The 17,783-nt window shown below is 61.7% G+C and carries 18 protein-coding genes; 6 read left to right on the forward strand and 12 right to left on the reverse strand.

The window, feature by feature from the left end; translation table 11 throughout:
- The first annotated feature begins 8 nt into the window (after nucleotides 1–8).
- From CWR53_RS20295 to CWR53_RS20310, 4 genes are all read left to right on the forward strand, one after another.
- Complete coding sequence (locus tag CWR53_RS20295) at nucleotides 9–791, forward strand: SDR family oxidoreductase (protein ID WP_058603063.1); 783 nt, start codon at nucleotides 9–11, stop codon at nucleotides 789–791.
- A gap of 64 nt (nucleotides 792–855) precedes the next feature.
- Nucleotides 856–1,194: a histidine triad nucleotide-binding protein gene (locus tag CWR53_RS20300; RefSeq protein WP_058603062.1), complete on the forward strand. Its 339-nt coding sequence runs from the start codon at nucleotides 856–858 to the stop codon at nucleotides 1,192–1,194.
- A 65-nt stretch (nucleotides 1,195–1,259) separates the two neighbouring features.
- The gene (coq7, locus tag CWR53_RS20305) at nucleotides 1,260–1,907 is read left to right on the forward strand and encodes a 2-polyprenyl-3-methyl-6-methoxy-1,4-benzoquinone monooxygenase (protein WP_058603061.1); all 648 of its coding nucleotides are present in this window, start codon (nucleotides 1,260–1,262) and stop codon (nucleotides 1,905–1,907) included.
- Nucleotides 1,908–1,916: 9 nt separating this feature from the next.
- The gene (locus CWR53_RS20310) at nucleotides 1,917–2,957 is read left to right on the forward strand and encodes a DUF2157 domain-containing protein (protein ID WP_100852346.1); all 1,041 of its coding nucleotides are present in this window, start codon (nucleotides 1,917–1,919) and stop codon (nucleotides 2,955–2,957) included.
- A gap of 38 nt (nucleotides 2,958–2,995) precedes the next feature.
- Here the strand turns inward: CWR53_RS20310 and CWR53_RS20315 are convergent, their stop codons facing one another.
- Nucleotides 2,996–3,418 carry an OsmC family protein gene (locus tag CWR53_RS20315; RefSeq protein WP_023532673.1) on the reverse strand — a complete coding sequence of 141 codons (423 nt, stop codon included), beginning with the start codon at nucleotides 3,416–3,418 and terminating at the stop codon, nucleotides 2,996–2,998.
- Nucleotides 3,419–3,605: 187 nt separating this feature from the next.
- Between CWR53_RS20315 and crp the strand changes: the two genes are divergently transcribed.
- A complete protein-coding gene (gene crp / locus CWR53_RS20320; protein WP_100852347.1) occupies nucleotides 3,606–4,250 on the forward strand; it encodes a cAMP-activated global transcriptional regulator CRP in 645 nt (214 codons plus the stop codon).
- On the opposite strand, the gene CWR53_RS20325 is transcribed toward crp, so the two are convergent.
- From CWR53_RS20325 to CWR53_RS20340, 4 genes are all read right to left on the reverse strand, one after another.
- On the reverse strand, nucleotides 4,247–4,951 hold the full coding sequence (locus tag CWR53_RS20325) for a lipoate--protein ligase family protein (protein ID WP_100852348.1): 705 nt from the start codon (nucleotides 4,949–4,951) through the stop codon (nucleotides 4,247–4,249). The genes crp and CWR53_RS20325 overlap by 4 nt on opposite strands.
- 142 nt (nucleotides 4,952–5,093) lie before the next feature.
- A complete protein-coding gene (trpC, locus tag CWR53_RS20330) occupies nucleotides 5,094–5,927 on the reverse strand; it encodes an indole-3-glycerol phosphate synthase TrpC (RefSeq protein WP_100852349.1) in 834 nt (277 codons plus the stop codon).
- Nucleotides 5,924–6,973 carry an anthranilate phosphoribosyltransferase gene (trpD, locus tag CWR53_RS20335; RefSeq protein ID WP_058603056.1) on the reverse strand — a complete coding sequence of 350 codons (1,050 nt, stop codon included), beginning with the start codon at nucleotides 6,971–6,973 and terminating at the stop codon, nucleotides 5,924–5,926. The genes trpC and trpD overlap by 4 nt, the downstream gene beginning before the upstream one ends.
- Before the next feature lie 9 nt (nucleotides 6,974–6,982).
- Nucleotides 6,983–7,576 (reverse strand): aminodeoxychorismate/anthranilate synthase component II, encoded by a 594-nt coding sequence (locus CWR53_RS20340; protein ID WP_058603055.1) that lies wholly within the window; start codon nucleotides 7,574–7,576, stop codon nucleotides 6,983–6,985.
- A gap of 368 nt (nucleotides 7,577–7,944) precedes the next feature.
- On the opposite strand from CWR53_RS20340, the gene estP reads away from it, so the two are divergent.
- Nucleotides 7,945–9,825 (forward strand): esterase EstP, encoded by a 1,881-nt coding sequence (gene estP / locus CWR53_RS20345; RefSeq protein WP_100852350.1) that lies wholly within the window; start codon nucleotides 7,945–7,947, stop codon nucleotides 9,823–9,825.
- Nucleotides 9,826–10,045: 220 nt separating this feature from the next.
- On the opposite strand, the gene trpE is transcribed toward estP, so the two are convergent.
- The 7 genes from trpE to CWR53_RS20380 all read right to left on the reverse strand — a co-directional run bounded on the left by trpE (nucleotide 10,046) and on the right by CWR53_RS20380 (nucleotide 17,588).
- A complete protein-coding gene (gene trpE / locus CWR53_RS20350) occupies nucleotides 10,046–11,527 on the reverse strand; it encodes an anthranilate synthase component I (protein ID WP_100852351.1) in 1,482 nt (493 codons plus the stop codon).
- Nucleotides 11,528–11,596: 69 nt separating this feature from the next.
- Nucleotides 11,597–12,415 (reverse strand): phosphoglycolate phosphatase, encoded by an 819-nt coding sequence (locus CWR53_RS20355; RefSeq protein WP_058603052.1) that lies wholly within the window; start codon nucleotides 12,413–12,415, stop codon nucleotides 11,597–11,599.
- Nucleotides 12,412–13,086, reverse strand: a complete 675-nt coding sequence (rpe, locus tag CWR53_RS20360; RefSeq protein WP_058603083.1) for a ribulose-phosphate 3-epimerase — start codon at nucleotides 13,084–13,086, stop codon at nucleotides 12,412–12,414. Before rpe ends, CWR53_RS20355 begins: the two co-directional genes overlap by 4 nt.
- A 154-nt stretch (nucleotides 13,087–13,240) precedes the next feature.
- Nucleotides 13,241–14,068: an ABC transporter permease gene (locus CWR53_RS20365; RefSeq protein ID WP_058603051.1), complete on the reverse strand. Its 828-nt coding sequence runs from the start codon at nucleotides 14,066–14,068 to the stop codon at nucleotides 13,241–13,243.
- Nucleotides 14,069–14,079: 11 nt separating this feature from the next.
- Entirely contained in the window at nucleotides 14,080–15,327 is a 1,248-nt protein-coding gene (locus tag CWR53_RS20370) for an ABC transporter permease (protein ID WP_058603050.1), read from the reverse strand.
- A 60-nt stretch (nucleotides 15,328–15,387) separates the two neighbouring features.
- A complete protein-coding gene (locus tag CWR53_RS20375; RefSeq protein WP_058603049.1) occupies nucleotides 15,388–16,422 on the reverse strand; it encodes an ABC transporter substrate-binding protein in 1,035 nt (344 codons plus the stop codon).
- Nucleotides 16,423–16,463: 41 nt separating this feature from the next.
- Nucleotides 16,464–17,588, reverse strand: coding sequence for an ABC transporter ATP-binding protein (locus tag CWR53_RS20380; RefSeq protein WP_058603048.1), 1,125 nt, complete (start codon nucleotides 17,586–17,588; stop codon nucleotides 16,464–16,466).
- Nucleotides 17,589–17,783 lie beyond the last annotated feature (195 nt).

A 17,783-nucleotide genomic window follows, 5' to 3' on the forward strand; every position in this document is an offset into this window, starting at 1 on the left:
AGCCCTGCATGACCCGTTACGCCATGATCACCGGCGCTTCCACCGGCTTGGGCCTGGCCCTGGCGGAGGCCCTGGCACGGCGCGGGCGCAACCTGATCCTGGTCGCACGCCACCGTGAAACCCTGGAGCCGGTCGCCATCGAGCTTGCCCAGCGTTTCGGCGTCGAAGTGCTGTTGCGTGCGTGCGATCTGAGCCAACCGCTTAGGCTGTCAGGGTTCGTCCTCGAGCTGGAAGAAGGCGAGCGGCGCATCGATTTGCTGGTCAACTGCGCCGGTCAGCGCACCTACGGCCCATTCCTGGCCCATGAATGGGCCGACGAACAGGACCTGCTCGAAGTCAACGTGCTGGCACTGAGCCGCTTGTGTCATGCCATCGGCAATCTGATGGCGGTACAGGGCGGCGGCCAGATCCTCAACGTTGCCGGGCTGGCCGGCGTGGCCCCCGGGCCATGGATGGCCACCTATGCCGCCAGCAAGGCATACGTGATGAATTTCTCCCAGGCCCTGCGCGAAGAGCTCAAACCCACAGGCATCAAGGTCTGCGTGCTGTGCCCGGGGCCGGTGCGTTCCTCACGGCGCCACATAGCCCGGCTCGAAGGCAAAAGCCGCTGCCTCAGCCCCGAGGAAGTAGCGCTGTACACCGTTCGCGCGCTCGCCCGCAATCGCGCCTTGATTCTGCCGGGGCGACGCAATCGCTGGCTGGCATTCGCCCCGCGCCTGCTGCCGAACGGGTTGGTGCGCAAGCTGGCAGGTGTGATTCACCGGCGTTATTGTCCAGTCGGTATGGAATAGTCGCTGGGCGAGCGGCTTCGGCCTGAGTACACTCGGCCCGGACCCTCACCATGGAGCAAGTGCTGTGGACGATTTATTCCTCAAGATCATTAACCGGGAGATCCCGGCGAAGATCATCTACGAAGATGACCAGGTTCTGGCATTTCACGACATCGCCCCCCAGGCCCCGGTGCATTTTCTGGTCATTCCGAAAAAGCACATCCGCACCCTCAACGACCTGACCGAAGAAGACAAGGGCCTGGCTGGGCACATTCTGTTCACGGCCCAGCGTCTGGCCAGGGAACTGGGCTGCGAGGAAGGCTTTCGCGTGGTCATGAACTGCAATGAACAAGGTGGGCAGACGGTCTACCACATTCACATGCACGTGCTCGGCCAACGCCAGATGAACTGGCCACCGGGCTGATCCACCGCAAGCGACTCGAGCGCGATTGGGTTAAACTGTCGGGCACATTCTTGCGGAGGTGCCCGATGGCTACCGAACGTCACTATTCCCCGCTCGACCGCTTGTTGCTGCAGGCCGACACCGCCATGCGCACCTTGCTGCCGTTCAGCGGCCAACCCTCTCGTCCGTCCCCGGCCATCGTCAAGCCCGCCGTCGAACTCGAAGATCGGCAGGCACGTCACGTGGCAGGGCTGATGCGCATAAACCACACCGGTGAAGTCTGCGCCCAGGCGCTTTATCAAGGCCAGGCCTTGACGGCCAAACTGCCGTCAGTGCGCAAGGCCATGGAGCGCGCTGCGGATGAGGAAATCGATCATCTGGCCTGGTGCGAACAACGCATCCGTCAACTCAACAGCCACCCCAGCGTCCTGAACCCGCTGTTCTACGGCATGTCATTCGGCATCGGCGCTTTTGCCGGGCTGGTGAGCGACAAGGTGAGCCTGGGCTTCGTGGCAGCGACGGAGCACCAAGTCTGCAAGCACCTGGACGAGCACCTGGTGCAGATCCCTACTGAAGATGAAAAATCCCGAGCCATCCTCGAGCAGATGCGCGTCGACGAAGAACAGCACGCCGATACGGCACTGCAAGCCGGTGGCTACCGCTTTCCTGCGCCTGTGCGTTTTGGCATGAGCCTGCTGGCCAAGGTCATGACCAAGAGCACCTATCGCATCTGAAGGCTCGCCATGGCAACACGTTTCGATGCCAAGGACCTGGCGCGAGCGGTCGAGGCGGGGATTCTCCAGCCAGGCCAGGACGAGGCCTTGCAAGCCTTTCTCAGCCAGCGTCAAGTGGCGACAGGCAGCCTTCAACTGGCCCACAGCGTGTTCTATTTCGGCGCGCTGCTGGTCATCGGGGCCATGGGCTGGCTGCTCAACGAGGCATGGCTACGCATCGGCGACACCGCGTTGCTGGCCGTGGCCAGTGCCTACATCGGGTTGCTGACCCTGATCGCGCTCAGTCTTCAAAAGCGCAAGCAACCCATTGCGGCCGGCGTACTGGCCGCAGCCGCGGTCAGTATCGTGCCACTGGCGGTCTTCGCGCTGGAGCGGTTGCTCGGTTGGTGGCCGCTCGATGACGTGCAAGCCGATTACCACCAGTACTACACCCATGTACAGGGCGGTTGGCTGGCCATGGAGGCCGCCACCGTTGTTGCAGGTGTGGCGATGCTCCGCCTTGTCCCCTACCCATTTATCGTCATGCCCATTGCCGTTGCCCTGTGGTTCATGTCGATGGACCTTACCGAGTGGGTATTCGGCGCGCCATTTAGTTGGGACCAACGCCGAGTAGTATCTCTGTGGTTCGGGTTGGCGACCTTGCTGGTGTTTCTGGTAGTCGATGGTAGGACGCGGCAAGACTATGCCCACTGGGGCTATCTGGCCGGCCTTGCAGCCTTCTGGGGTGGGTTGACGATGCTCGACAGCGGCAGTGAATGGGGGAAAGCCACTTACTGCCTGATAAACCTTGTGCTCATGGGGGTTGCAGTGTTGCTACGCCGGCCCGTCTTCATGGTATTCGGGGCACTTGGCGTTGCCGCCTACCTGGGGTACCTGGCGTATGACGTATTTGCCCAATCCCTGCTGTTCCCGGTGTTGGTCAGCTTGATCGGCCTGGGCGTCATCGGGCTGGGCCTGCTTTACCAAAAACACCGGGAGGCGTTGAGCCAGTCGGTTAGAAGCGCACTACCAGGCTGGCTATACGCAACACTGCCAGCACTGCGCCATTAAGCGCCGCCGGCACGCGCCGCGCAGCTCGCACCCGTTGCTCAACCCAGTTCCACGATCTCGTAGCCATGGGTGATTTCGACCCCGGCACGCTCAAGCATGATCGACGCCGAGCAGTATTTTTCGGCCGAAAGCTCGACGGCACGCTTGACCTGGGCCTCTTTCAACCCGCGGCCCTTCACCACGAAATTCATGTGGATCTTGGTAAATACCTTTGGATCCTCGCCTGCCCGCTCGGCCTCGAGAAACGCTTCGCAGCTCTCCACCGCCTGGCGCGACTTTTTCAGGATGCTGACCACATCGAAACTGCTGCACCCGCCCAGGCCCAGCAACAGCATTTCCATCGGCCTGACGCCCAGGTTGCGGCCGCCGGCCTCGGGTGGGCCATCCATCACCACAACGTGGCCGCTGCCGGACTCGCCAAGGAACATTGCCTCACCGGCCCACTGGATACGTGCCTTCATCACCCGAACTCCTGAATTCGCAAAAAGGGTGTCAGCTTAGTCGTTGTGCCGCTGTGGGAAAAGTATGTAAGGAGGCGCTTTAATGCCGAAACATTTTGTAGTGTCTGATAAGCTGGCGCCAATCGAATGGCGTTTTTCCAGCCAACAGCCATGGACGCCCATGGACTGCACAGAACAGGATTTCGCGATGGCAGCCTCTGCCCTACCCCCAAAGATCAAGAACATCGACAAATTGCTGGTGCACTGCCAACGCCGGCGCTACAGCGCCAAGAGCAACATCATCAGTGCAGGTGAACGCGCGCAGACGTTGTCGTTCATCATCAAGGGGTCGGTCACCATCCTCATCGAAGACGAAAATGGCCATGAAATGATCATCGCCTACCTCAACAGCGGTGACTTCTTCGGTGAGCTAGGGCTGTTCGAACCGGTTGAGGCGCAGCAGCATCGTAGCGCCTGGGTTCGGGCCAAGACTGAGTGCGAAGTGGCCGAAATCAGCTACGGCAAGTTCCGCGAACTGGTACGACACGAGCCAGACATGCTCTATGCTGTCAGCAGCCAGATGGCCCAGCGCCTGCGCGACACTACCCGCAAGGTTGGGGACCTGGCCTTCTTCGATGTCACCGGCCGAGTTGCGCGGTGCTTGCTCGACTTGTGCAAGCAGCCCGACGCCATGACCCATCCAGACGGCATGCAGATCAAGATCACCCGCCAGGAAATCGGGCGAATCGTTGGTTGTTCACGGGAGATGGTCGGTCGCGTCCTGAAGGACCTGGAAGAACGCAGCCTGGTCCAGGTCAAGGGCAAGACCATGGTGGTACATGGCACGCGCTAGCTGACGGGCACCTCAGCCAGCACCTGCGCGTACGCTTGGGATAGCCGTGCGAACCACGGTGCCGCCGGTGCTACTTCATGCAAGGCGATGTGTGCATCGGCGCGGCATCGCTGTTCAAGGTTGCAGCACATATTGAAGTGGTTGACGGCAGCTACCATTGCCTCCCGGTCGTTATCCAGCAGCAATGCCCCATGCACCAGCACCACCGGGCCTTTGCCTGCGGCGGCCTGGCGCCAGCGCTGGGCGGTCCCCACCAACTTGCGGCCATTGAGGTTGACGTTGTACCGGCCATCGCAGAATGCACCCTCGATCTCGCCCACCGAGGCGACACCTCCCCACTCCTGCAGCACCTCGCACAGTGGCAGGCACAAGCGCTGGTAGGCTTTTTCGATACGCCCTTGATCGCCCTCACTGCGCGGGGCCGCATAGACCAGGGCGATATTTACCGTCGAATGGGACTGCGGTACAGGTTCGCCGCCGGTTTCGCGCAGCAGCACTGGCCAGCCAGCGCCAGCCAATTGCGCACTCGCCGCTTCAAAGTGCTCCAGCCGGCTCATCCTGCGAGGCATCACTAGCGCCTGGTCAGCGGGGCGCCAGAACAACACACCGTTATCGCGCTCGCCCCGGCAAACGGCGGCCAGCAGGTCCTGTTCGGCAAGCAGCCCTTGCTCGACGGTAAGGGCCAGGGGCTGGTCAGTCATTGATTCACCTTCGATTGAGTTACGCAGCCTGTGGCCACTACCGTTAGCGTCACAGCCTCTGCACGACAGGCATCAGGGCGAAAGCGCCCCTGAGCCAGATGGCAACCATGAAAAAGCCGGCAACATGGCCGGCTTGGTTCATTCAGTCCAGTTGCTGAATGGTCTTTTTCACTTGATCAGGGAAGAACAAGCGCTGGAGCTCGAGCCCCGGGTTCTCAGCCCGCATGAATGCCTCACCCACCAGGAATGAATAGACGCGGTTGATCTTCATCAGCTGCACATCGGCCTGATTGAGGATGCCGCTCTCGGTAATGGCGAGCCGATCCGCGGGGATACGTGGCAGCAGGTCCAGCGTGGCCTCCAGGTTCACTTCGAAGGTATGAAGGTTACGGTTGTTGACCCCCACCAATGGCGTGTCCAGCGTCTTGAGTGCGCGCTCAAGCTCAGCACCATCGTGCACCTCCACCAGCACATCGAGCCCGACCGACTTGGCCGTGGCCGCCAGCTCGGCCATTTTCACATCGTCGAGCGCCGACACGATCAGCAGCACACAATCTGCGCCCAGAGCACGGGCCTCGACGATTTGATAAGGGTCGACCATGAAGTCCTTGCGGATCACCGGCAGCGACACAGCTGCTCGCGCCTCTTTGAGGTAGTCGTCCGCCCCCTGAAAATAATCGACATCCGTTAACACCGACAGGCAAGTTGCGCCGCCTCTCTCGTAGCTCACGGCAATGTCTGCAGGGACGAAATGCTCCCGGATCACACCTTTGCTAGGGGAGGCCTTCTTGATTTCAGCAATCACCGCTGGCTGCTTGCGCTCGGCCTGACGCAGCATGGCGTTGGCGAAACCACGGGGCGCGTCGGCCGCCTTGGCCAACTGCTCAAGTTCGGCAAGGCTTACGCGAGCACTGCGCTCGGCCACTTCCTCGAACTTACGGGCGATGATCTTTTCCAGCACCGTTGGCACGCTCATGCTTCATTCTCCACCTTGAATACGGCCGTAAACGCACCCAGCTCCTGCAGTTTCTCCCAGGCCAACCCGGTGTGCAGCACGTCGTGGGCAAGTTCAACGCCGGCCTTCAGGCTCATGGCGTGATCTGCGGCATATAGGGCTGCACCGGCATTGAGCACGATCATCTCGGCGGCCTTCTGGCCGTTCTCGGTCTTGCGTCGACCCAGCGCATCACGAATCAGCGCCAGGGACGCTTGCGGGTCCTCGACCGCCAGGCCATGAAGGCTCTGGCTCTTCATGCCCAAGTCTTCCGGTTCAACCCAGTACTCGGAAATCTCGCCATTTTTCAATTCAGCCACGAAGGTGGGCGCTGCCAGGCTGAACTCGTCCAGTCCATCCTTGGAATGCACCACCAGCACATGCTTGCTGCCCAGGCGGTGCAGCACCTCGGCCAGAGGACGGCAGAGCGCCTGGGTGAACACCCCAACCACCTGATGCTTCACACCGGCCGGATTCGTAAGCGGGCCAAGCATGTTGAACAAGGTCCTGAGCCCTAGATCGCGACGCGGCCCAGCGGCATGTTTCATGGCGCTGTGGTGACTCTGGGCGAACATGAAGCCGATACCCAGGCTGTCGATGCAGCGGGCCACCTGAACGGGCGTCAGGTTCAGGTAGATGCCAGCCGCTTCCAGCAGGTCTGCGCTGCCACTTTTGCCGGACACCGCCCGGTTCCCATGCTTGGCGACGGTACAGCCAGCAGCGGCCAGTACAAAAGCGGATGCGGTAGACACGTTGAAGATATTGGCACCATCGCCCCCGGTACCCACGATGTCGACCACCCCATCAAGGGTGTTCAGCTCGACCTTGTCAGCCAACTCCCGCATGACCGACACCGCGCCAACGATTTCGTCGATGCTTTCACTTTTCATGCGCATGCCCATCAGAAATGCGCCAATCTGCGCTTCACTGCATTGGCCGGTCATGATCTGGCGCATCACGCCGCGCATTTCTTCGGTGGACAGGTCCAGATGGCCGACGATGCGACCCAGCGCGCTCTTGATATCCATATTCGTTCCTTAGCGGTAGCCGCCAGTCTGCTGGAGGAAATTGGCGAACAGTTCATGGCCCTGCTCGGTGAGTATCGACTCGGGGTGAAATTGCACGCCCTCGATATTCAACGTCTTGTGCCGTACACCCATGATCTCGTCGACCGAGCCATCTTCGTGTGCGGTCCAGGCCGTCACTTCCAGGCACTCCGGCAGCGTCTGGCGCTTGATCACCAGCGAATGGTAGCGGGTCACGGTCACCGGATTGTTCAGGCCGCTGAATACGCCAAGGTCGCGATGGTGGACGGGGCTCGTCTTACCGTGCATCACCTGGCGTGCACGCACGACATCGCCACCGAACGCCTGGCCGATGGACTGATGGCCCAGGCACACGCCCAGAATCGGCAGTTTACCGGCGAAATGAAGAATGGCTTCGATGGACACACCGGCTTCGCTCGGCGTACAGGGCCCAGGCGAAACGACGATGCGCTCCGGCGCGAGGGCTTCGATCTGGGCAATGGTCATTTCGTCATTGCGAATGACCCGCACATCAGCCCCTAACTCGCCCAGGTACTGGACGACGTTGTAAGTGAATGAGTCGTAATTGTCGATCATCAGTAACATCGGATGAAACCTCTTGAACCTACTGACTTCATGATTCGAACCTTCCTGTACCTGTCGCAGGCGCAACTTTGCCGCTAAAGACGTTGAGACAGGAAGGCAAACAGGGGCGGGCCGGACGGACCGGCAGAGGATAAAGTCAGGCGCGCCAACGCCAACGGGCGTGGGCCTTGATAACGCGCATCAAGAGTTTGCTGACGATCAACACAGGGTAGGTCTCGCTCATACGTCTCGGCACAGTAGCCTACCGGGGCGGCGGGCGCAATATGCCCGTAAACACTGGGAAACGAATGGCATCAGGTGCGATGCGCGGCGTTTTGCTAAGGTCGATGAAGTTGTCCTGATAAAAACAAAGAAAAGGATGTTTCTCGATGCTCAACGTACCGTTATTGCGCGTCACCGCCGCCTCACTGGCATTGGCCTGCGGCCAGGCATTTGCATCTGCTGACCCGTACGCTTCATTGATCGTATTCGGTGATAGCCTGAGCGACGCCGGCCAGTTCGCAGGCCTTCGCTTCACCAACCGCAATGCCGATGGCAGCTATGCACCTGTGTCGCCGATGATCCTGGGCGCTCGCCTGGGCCTGGGCGCCGATGCGCTTGGGCCTTCCACATCGCCGGTCAATGCGGCGCTGGGCCTGCCCGATGGCAACAACTGGGCGGTTGGCGGCTATACCACCAAGCAGATCCTGGACTCCATCACCACCACCTCCAGCACGGTCATCCCACCGGGGCGCCTGGGCGCGGGCCTGGTGCTTCGGGAAAAGCCTGGCTACCTGGCCACGGGCTTTCGCGCCGATCCCAATGCACTTTATTACGTGACAGGCGGCGGTAACGACTTCCTGCAGGGTTTGGTCAACAGCCCAGCCGACGCCGTGGCTGCCGGTGCACGCCTGGCCGCCAGTGCTCAGGCCCTGCAACAGGGTGGTGCCCGTTACATCATGGTTTGGCTGTTGCCTGATCTTGGCCAGACGCCCAACTTCAGCGGTACGGCGCAGCAAAATCCCCTGTCGTTGCTGTCCGGTGCCTTTAACCAGGCACTGGTCAGCCAACTCAGGCAAATCGACGCTCAGGTCATCCCCCTGAATGTCCCACTGTTGCTGAGCGAGGCCCTGGCCCACCCCGCTCAGTTCGGACTGGCCAGCGACCAGAACCTGGTCGGTACGTGCTATAGCGGCGAAAGCTGCGTCGGCAACCCCGTGTATGGCGTCAACGGCATCACGCCAGACCCCACGAAGCTATTGTTCAACGACGCCGTGCACCCGACCATTGCTGGCCAGCAACTGATCGCCGATTACGCCTACTCCGTTCTGGCCGCCCCTTGGGAGCTTACCCTGCTCCCCGAAATGGCCCACGCCAGCGTCAGCGCTCATCAGGATGAACTGCGCAACCAATGGCATGCCCCTTGGCAAGCGGTCGGTCAGTGGCAGCCTTTCATCGCCGCTGGTGCGCAAGACCTGGACTTCGGCGGGCAACGCAGCGCCGCCCACGGTGACGGCCACGGTTACAACCTGACTTTCGGCGGTAGCTACCGGGTCGACGATGCCTGGCGGCTGGGGCTGGCTGGCGGCGTGTACCGGCAGAAGCTGGAAGTGGGCAGCCATGATTCGGACTACACACTCGACAGCTACCTGGCCAGTGTCTTTGCGCAGTACCGCCAGCACCGCTGGTGGGCAGATGCGGCATTGACCGTCGGGCACCTGGATTATGACGATCTGAAACGCACCTTCGCGCTGGGGGTGAGCGAGCGCAGTGAAAAAGGCGATACCCAGGGCGAAACATGGGCCGTGTCTGGCCGACTGGGCTATAACCTGGCGCCGGACAATGCCCGCTGGCAGCTGGCGCCATTCCTGAGCGCTGACTATGCCAGGGTCAAGGTCGATGGCTATGACGAAAGGAGCGGTCGCGCGACGGCGCTGGGGTTCGATGACCAGGAGCGCACGTCACGACGGCTGGGCCTGGGCCTGCTGGGTAGCGTGCAGGTATTGCCTGCTACCCGGGTATTTGCCGAGGTGGCTCAGGAGCACGAGTTCGAGCATGACCAGCAGGACGTGCGCCTGAACTTCACCGCTTTGCCAGCCAATGATTTCACGCTCGACGGCTATACCCCCCATAGCAACTTGACCCGAGCGAGGCTTGGGGTCAGCCATGAAGTGGTGGCAGGGGTGAATGTGCGTGCCGGCTACAACTGGCGCAAGAGCGATGAGCTCAAGCAACAAGGTGTGAGCCTTGGCGTTAGCGTGGATTTCTAGCAAAGGGCCAGCCTGAAATTAACGGGGCCGCTTCGCGGCCCATCGCGGCACAAGACCGCTCCTACAAAACCCTTTGAGCCTACTAACTCAGGCATTACGCGGGCAGTGTAGGAGCGGTCTTGTGCCGCGATGGGCCGTGAAACGGCCCCAACGATCTTAAGTGAACAGCATTACGCTCATACAGGGGCTTGGACTGCGTCACCCCTCAGGCAACCGCCACCTACCGAGAAGTGGTCTGTTCGGCCAACGCCACCGCACGGAACATGGCCCGACGCTTGTTGATGGTTTCTTCCCACTCCAGCGCTGGCACCGAATCGGCAACAATGCCACCGCCGGCCTGTACGTGCAGCTCTCCACCCTTGATCACGGCCGTACGGATGGCGATCGCCGTATCCATGTTGCCGTTCCAGGCGAAGTACCCCACTGCGCCGCCATAAACCCCGCGCTTGACCGGTTCGAGCTCATCGATGATCTCCATCGCACGGATCTTGGGCGCCCCGGACAGCGTACCGGCAGGCAGGATGGCCCGCAGTGCATCCATCGCCGTCAACCCTTCGCGCAACTGGCCGGTGACGTTGGAAACGATGTGCATGACATTGGAATAACGCTCGATCACCATCTTCTCGGTCAGGCGCACACTGCCTGTGGACGATACCCGGCCGACGTCGTTGCGTCCCAGGTCAATCAGCATCAGGTGCTCTGCAATTTCCTTGTCGTCCGACAGCAAATCGTCTTCCAGCGCGCGATCGGCCTCCTCCGTCGCACCGCGTGGGCGTGTACCGGCGATGGGTCGCACCGTGACCAGGTTGTCCTCGACCCGCACCAGCACTTCGGGCGAGCTGCCGACGACATGAAAGTCCCCAAAGTTGAAGAAATACATGTACGGCGTCGGGTTGAAGCAACGCAAGGCGCGGTAGAGGTCGATGGGTGCTGCCTTGAAGTCGATGGACATGCGCTGCGACGGCACCACCTGCATGCAGTCACCGGCCAGGATGTATTCCTTGATACGGCCGACGGCATGCTCATAATCGTCACGCGTGTAGCTCGACCGGAAAGCAGGCTCGGCTGCCTGAGGCCCGCTCAGATCAAGCCCGCGGCGTGGCGTGATGGGTTGGCGCAGCGTTTCGAGCAGGCTTTGCAGGCGCGCCTGGCCTTGCTCATAGGCCTGTTCCTGGGCAGGGTCAACCAGCACGATGGCGTGCATCTTGCCAGCGAGGTTGTCGAACACCACCACGGCATCGGAGACCATCAGCAGGATGTCCGGCACCCCGAGAGGGTCCGGGTTGGGGCTCGCGCCCAAACGTTTTTCAACGTAACGCACGCAGTCATACCCGAAATAGCCGACCAGTCCACCGTTGAAGCGCGGCAGGCCCGGAACGTCGGCCACGTTGTAGCGCTGCTTGAAGGTTTCGACGAACGCCAGGGGGTCCTCGACGTCATGGCTTTCGACCTCGACGCCGTCCTGCAGGATGGACACGTGGTAGCCATGCACACGCAGCACGGTCCGCGACGGCAGACCAATCATCGAGTACCGCCCCCATTTCTCGCCGCCCTGCACCGATTCGAGCAGGTAGGAATTGGGCTGGTCAGCCAGTTTCAGGTAAATCGACAGGGGCGTATCGAAGTCGGCCAGGGTTTCGCAGGCCAGGGGGATGCGGTTATAGCCGGCAGCGGCCAGGCGCAGGAATTCTTCGCGGATCATGAGTAGCCTCGTGGCAAACAGCATTGGTTCGGGCAAACGGATGGGCCGGCATACGCCGGCAGGCAGGCATCAGGCGCGCCAACGCCATCGGGCCAGGGCCTTGATGACTTTCATCCAGAATTTGCCGGTAACCGCCACGTTGGACCCTTTTTGGTCTGAGGCTTGAAGGTCCGCCAACGTTATCCCAGTGGCAGGGTCTACGCAACCGGGCAACAAAGCCCGCAGGTCATCGATCACAAGGCTGGGCGATTCCTCTTCGATGGGCCGCCCGTGGTTGTAGCCATAGGTCAGCCCGACGCATTGCACGCCAGCTGCCTTGGCTGCCAGCACGTCGCTGCGCGAATCGCCGACGAACAACGCTTGCTGCGGGGTCACGCCGGCCATCTGCATCACGAACAGCAACGCCGCTGGGTCCGGTTTCTTCTGGGCCAGGGTGTCTCCGCCGATGATCCAGCGGAAATAGCTGCCCAGCTTCATCTGGTCCAGCAAAGGCCCCACGAAGCGCTCCGGCTTGTTGGTGATCAAGGCCATTTCCACACCGCGCTTGCGCAGCCAGCGCAAGGTGTCCTGCACGCCTGGGTACACGACCGTCAGGTCATGACTTTCGGCGTAGGCGTCCATGAACAGCGCCAAGGCCTGTTCGGCCAGGGCATCGTCCACCCCGGCGTGATCGATATCATCCGCCAGAGCACGGCGTACCAGCACCTGCGCGCCATTGCCCACCCACTGGCGCACGGCATCGAGGCCAGCGGCGGGTCGGCCGAGTTCGAGCAGCATGCGGTCCACCGCTGCGGCCAGGTCCGGGACGGAGTCGACCAAGGTGCCATCCAGGTCGAACATCACCAGCCTGGGCAGCGCTCCTGGGAACAGCTGCTCGAAGCCGCTCATGGGCGGGCCTGTGCCAGTTCGCTGCGCATCTGGGCGATGACCTGCTGGTAGTCGGGGGCGTTGAAGATCGCCGACCCGGCCACGAACGTATCGGCACCGGCGGCGGCGATCTCACGGATGTTGTTCACGTTGACGCCACCGTCGATTTCCAGACGAATGTCGCGGCCGCTGGCGTCGATCAGCGCGCGCGCCTCACGCAGCTTGTCGAGCGTGCCCGGAATGAACTTCTGGCCACCGAAGCCTGGGTTGACGCTCATCAGCAGCACCATGTCGACCTTGTCCATCACGTATTTCAGGACGTCCAGGCTGGTGGCCGGGTTGAACACCAGACCGGCCTTGCAGCCGCCGTCCTTGATCAGTTGCAACGAACGGTCGATGTGCTGGGTCGCTTCCGGGTGGAAGGTGATGTAGGTGGCGCCGGCCTCGATGAAGTCGCCGATGATGCGGTCCACGGGGCTGACCATCAGGTGCACGTCGATCGGCGCGGTCACGCCGTACTTGCGCAGCGCGCTGCAGACCATGGGGCCGATGGTCAGGTTGGGGACGTAGTGGTTGTCCATCACGTCGAAGTGGACGATATCGGCGCCTGCGGCCAGGACATTGTCGACCTCCTGGCCCAGGCGGGCGAAGTCGGCGGAAAGAATGGAGGGGGCAATAGCGTAGGGCTGCATGGCGCACCTGTTGGGCAGAATCACGGTGGCGCGCATTGTAACTCAGGCAAAGCGGTGAAGGCTGATTGGTATCAACGCATGTCGAGCAGCGGTTGCAACAGGCGCTGGCTTGTCTGCCGCCACACGGGCTGACAAGCCAGCACAGAAAGCGCTGTCAGGCCGGCTGCTGGGTGCGCAGTTTCTCGCTGCGCCCCCGTAGCCATTCCAGGGTCAGCAGCAGCACCACCGAAAAACCGATCAGCAGGGTCGCCGCAGCCGCAATGGTCGGGCTCAGGTTCTCGCGAATGCCACTGAACATCTGCCGTGGCAGGGTCGCCTGCTCTGGTCCGGCCAGAAACAAGGTCACCACCACCTCGTCGAAGGATGTGGCAAAGGCAAACAACGCCCCGGAAATCACGCCGGGCGCGATCAACGGCAAAGTCACCTTGCGGAACGCCAGCAGCGGCGAAGCACCCAGGCTGGCAGCCGCGCGCACCAGGTTGTAGTTGAAGCCTTGCAGCGTCGCCGACACGGTGATGATCACGAACGGCACACCCAACACCGCGTGCACCAGAATCAGCGAGGTGAAGCTGTTGCCAAGGCCCAGGGGCGCGAAGAACAGGTAGCTGGCCACGCCGATGATCACCACCGGCACCACCATCGGTGATATCACCAAGGCCATTACCAGGGACTTGCCGGGGAAATCACCGCGGGTCAGCCCGATGGCCGCCAGCGTTCCGAAGACCATGGCCAGCACGGTCGCCGCCGGGGCGACGATGATGCTGTTCTTCAAGGCCCGCATCCATTCGGCCGAGCCGAAGAAGTCCTGGTACCACTGCAGCGAGAAGCCTTGCAGCGGGTAGACCAGGAAGCTGCCGCTGTTGAACGACAGGGGCACGATCACCAGCACCGGCAGGATCAGAAACAGCAATATCAGACCACAGAGAATACGCAGGCTGTAGAACCAGACCCGCTCGATGGGCGACATGTAAGGGCTCAGCATGACAAGGCTCCTCAGCTCAGGCGCAGGCGGCTGGCGCCGACCAGCCAGCTATAGATCAGGTACAGCAGCACGGTGGCCAGCAGCAGCAGACCGCCCAGCGCGGTGGCCATGCCCCAGTTGATGCTGGTGTTGGTGTAGAACGCCACGAAATAACTGACCATCTGGTCGTTCGGGCTGCCAAGCAGCGCAGGCGTGATGTAGTAGCCGATGGCCAGAATGAATACCAGCAAGCACCCGGCACCTACCCCGGCATAGGTCTGCGGGAAGTACACTCGCCAGAAGCTGGCGAACGGATGGCAGCCCAGGGAAATGGCAGCGCGCATGTAACTCGGGGAAATACCTTTCATCACGCTGTACAACGGCAGGATCATGAAGGGCAGCAGGATGTGCACCATCGAGATGTACACGCCGGTGCGGTTGAAGACCAGCTCCAGCGGCTGATCGATGATGCCCATGGCCATCAGCGCACTGTTGATCAACCCGCCGGACTGCAGCAGCACGATCCACGCAGCCACCCTTACCAGGATCGAGGTCCAGAACGGCAGCAGGACCAGGATCATCAACAGGTTGCTCTGGCGTGTCGGCAGGTTGGCCAGCAGGTAAGCCAGCGGATAGGCCAGCACCAGGCAGATGGCGGTGATCACCACGCCCATCCACAGGGTGCGGGTGAAAATATCCAGGTAGATGGCCTGGTCCGGCGTGGCCTTGGCCAGTTCGCCCAGGTCGTCGATACGGTGGTCCAGCGACGCCAACAGGTAGAAAGGTGTCAGGGTACTGGTATTGCGGCGAATCGCCTGCCAATAGGCGGGGTCGCCCCAGCGCTCGTCCAGCGCCTGCAAGCCGTCCTTGTAGGAGGCAGGCTCGGCCTTGAAGGGCAGCGCCCGTGCGGTCTTGGCCAACAGGCTGCGGTAGCCGGCCAGCTCCATGTTCAAGCGCTTGGACAGGTCCCCCAGGGTCTGGTTCTTGCGCGATTCGGCCAAGTCCTGGCTCAACGCCTTGTAGACGTCCTCGCCAGGCAGGCCCTTGCCATCCCACTGGGTGATGATATCGACCGTGCGCGGCAAGCCGGCGACCACTTCCGGGTTACCGACGCTCTTGTACAACAAGGCTGCGATCGGCACCAGAAACACCAGCAGCAGAAACAGCGCCAGGGGCGCGATCAGCGCCTGGGCCTTCCAGCGGTTGACCCGCTCGGCGTGTTTAAGGCGCTGTTTGAGATTGGGACCGGCGCCTTCGTTGAGGGGCACTGCAATGGCCATGGCGAACTCCACGATACACACTGAAAGAGGGGCCGCCGCGCGGCCCCTTGCACTGGACGTTTACTTCTTCGCCGCCCAGGCGTTGAAACGTTGCTCCAGCTGCTCGCTGTTGTCCGCCCAGAAGGCCACGTCGATCTGCACCTGATTGGCGATGTTCTCAGGCGTGGTCGGCATGTCTTTCTTGACCTCTTCGGACAGCAGGTCGACCGCCTTGCTGTTGGCCGGGCCATAGGCGATGTTTTCGGAATACACCTTCTGCTGTTCAGGCTGCACGCTGAAGGCGATGAATTTCTTCGCCTCGTCGCTGTTCTTGGCGCCCTTGGGAATCGCCCAGGCGTCGAAGTCATAGATGCCGCCGTTCCACACCACCTTCAGGTTGCTCTCCTTCTGCACGGCAGCGATGCGCCCGTTGTACGCCGAACTCATGACCACGTCGCCCGAGGCCAGGTACTGCGGCGGCTGGGCGCCGGCTTCCCACCACTGGATGCTCGGTTTGAGCTGGTCGAGCTTCTTGAAGGCGCGGTCCACGCCTTCTTTGGTACCCAGCACCTTGTACACGTCCTTGGGCGCCACACCATCGGCCATCAAGGCGAATTCCAGGGTGTACTTGGCGCCTTTGCGCAGGCCGCGCTTGCCTGGGAATTTCTCGGTGTCCCAGAAATCGGCCCAGCTGCTCGGGGCGGTCTTGAGCTTGTCGGCGTTGTAGGCCAGCACCGTCGACCAGACGAAGAAGCCGACACCACAAGGCTGGATCGCACCTGGCACGTAGTCGGCCTCGTTGCCGAACAGCGCAGGGTCGAGCTCTTCGAACATGCCCTCGTCGCAGCCTCGGGCCAGTTCGGGTGATTCCACCTCGACCAGGTTCCAGGAGACACTCTTGGTGTCGACCATGGCCTTGACCTTGGCCATTTCACCGTTGTACTCACCGGCGACGATCTTGCCCTTGCCGGCCTTTTCCCACGGCTCGTAAAACGCCTTCACCTGGGCGGCCTTGTTGGCGCCGCCGAACGACACCACGGTCAGGTCCGCAGCCATGCTCTGGCCAGCGGCGAACAGCCCAAGGGCCAGGGCGGTCAGTTTCAACTGCTTGCGCATTTATTATTCTCTCCACAGTTCAGGGTTGGTGCTGCAAACCATCAATGGGCTTCGGTGATCGGATCCAGTGCACGGGCGTGTTCTACTTCCCAACCCAGTGGCACCACATCGCCCACGGCCAGGGCCGGGTCGAGTTCGGCGATGGGCTGCTTGACGAAGAAGTCGGCCTTGCCACACACCTCCAGACGAACGCGCACGTGGTCGCCCAGGTAGATGAACTCGGCCACGCGGCCGGAAAAGCGGTTGGCGCAGTGCTCGCTGTGGCCATTGAGCCGTACCCGCTCCGGACGGATCGACAGGGTCACCGCTTCGCCTGGCCGGCCCACGTTTACAGCCAAGGCCTCGACCCGCTCGCCGCGCGCCAACTGCACCTGGCAGCGGTTACCGTCATGGGTGAGCAAGGTGCCGTTGAGCCGGTTGTTCTCACCGATGAAGTTGGCGACGAACGTGTTGCTGGGTGCTTCATACAGGGTGCGTGGATCGGCGATCTGCTGAATCTCCCCCTGGTGGAACACCGCCACCCGATCGGACATGGTCAGCGCTTCGCCCTGATCGTGGGTCACGTACACCACGGTCACGCCCAGGCGCTGGTGGATGTGCTTGATCTCCATCTGCATGTGTTCACGCAGTTGCTTGTCCAGCGCGCCCAGTGGCTCGTCCATCAACACCAGTTGCGGCTCGAACACCAACGCCCGCGCCAAGGCCACGCGCTGTTGCTGCCCACCGGACAATTGGCCCGGGTAGCGCTTGGCGAAGCTGTCGAGCTGAACCATGTTCAATACCCGTTTGACCCGCTCGCTGATATCGGTCTTGCTCAGGTTGCGCACGGTCAGGGGAAACGCGAGGTTCTCGGCCACGGTCATGTGCGGGAACAAGGCGTAGTTCTGGAACACCATGCCGATATCGCGCTTGTGCGGGGGTACGTTGTTGATGGAGCGACCGGCCAGCTGGATTTCCCCGGCGGTGGGGGTCTCGAAGCCAGCGAGCATCATCAGGCTGGTGGTCTTGCCGGACCCGGAAGGCCCCAGCAGGGTGAGAAACTCGCCCTTGCGGATGTCGAGGTTGAGGTTCTTGACGATCAGCGACTCGCCGTCGTAGCTCTTCTGCACACCACGGAAGCTGACCAGCGTTTCGCCGGTGGCAGCGTTCGACTTCGCCTCGCTCATGCCTGCACCTTATTGTTGGATGACTGCGTGGGGCAAAGCGTAGAAGAGCCGCATCCCCCCGCAAATCGGGCGCCCAGAGAGAATGCCATCGTCCGGATGGAAGATTTGTTGTAGGGAACGCCCTACACGCATGGCGCTTTCAGAACACAGGCCCACACAGGCCCAGGCGCTTGACCGCCAGCCCTTGAGCGCAAG

Origin of the sequence: Pseudomonas sp. SGAir0191 (genome assembly GCF_002812565.2) — a bacterium.
In the GTDB taxonomy this organism is placed as follows: domain Bacteria; phylum Pseudomonadota; class Gammaproteobacteria; order Pseudomonadales; family Pseudomonadaceae; genus Aquipseudomonas; species Aquipseudomonas parafulva_B.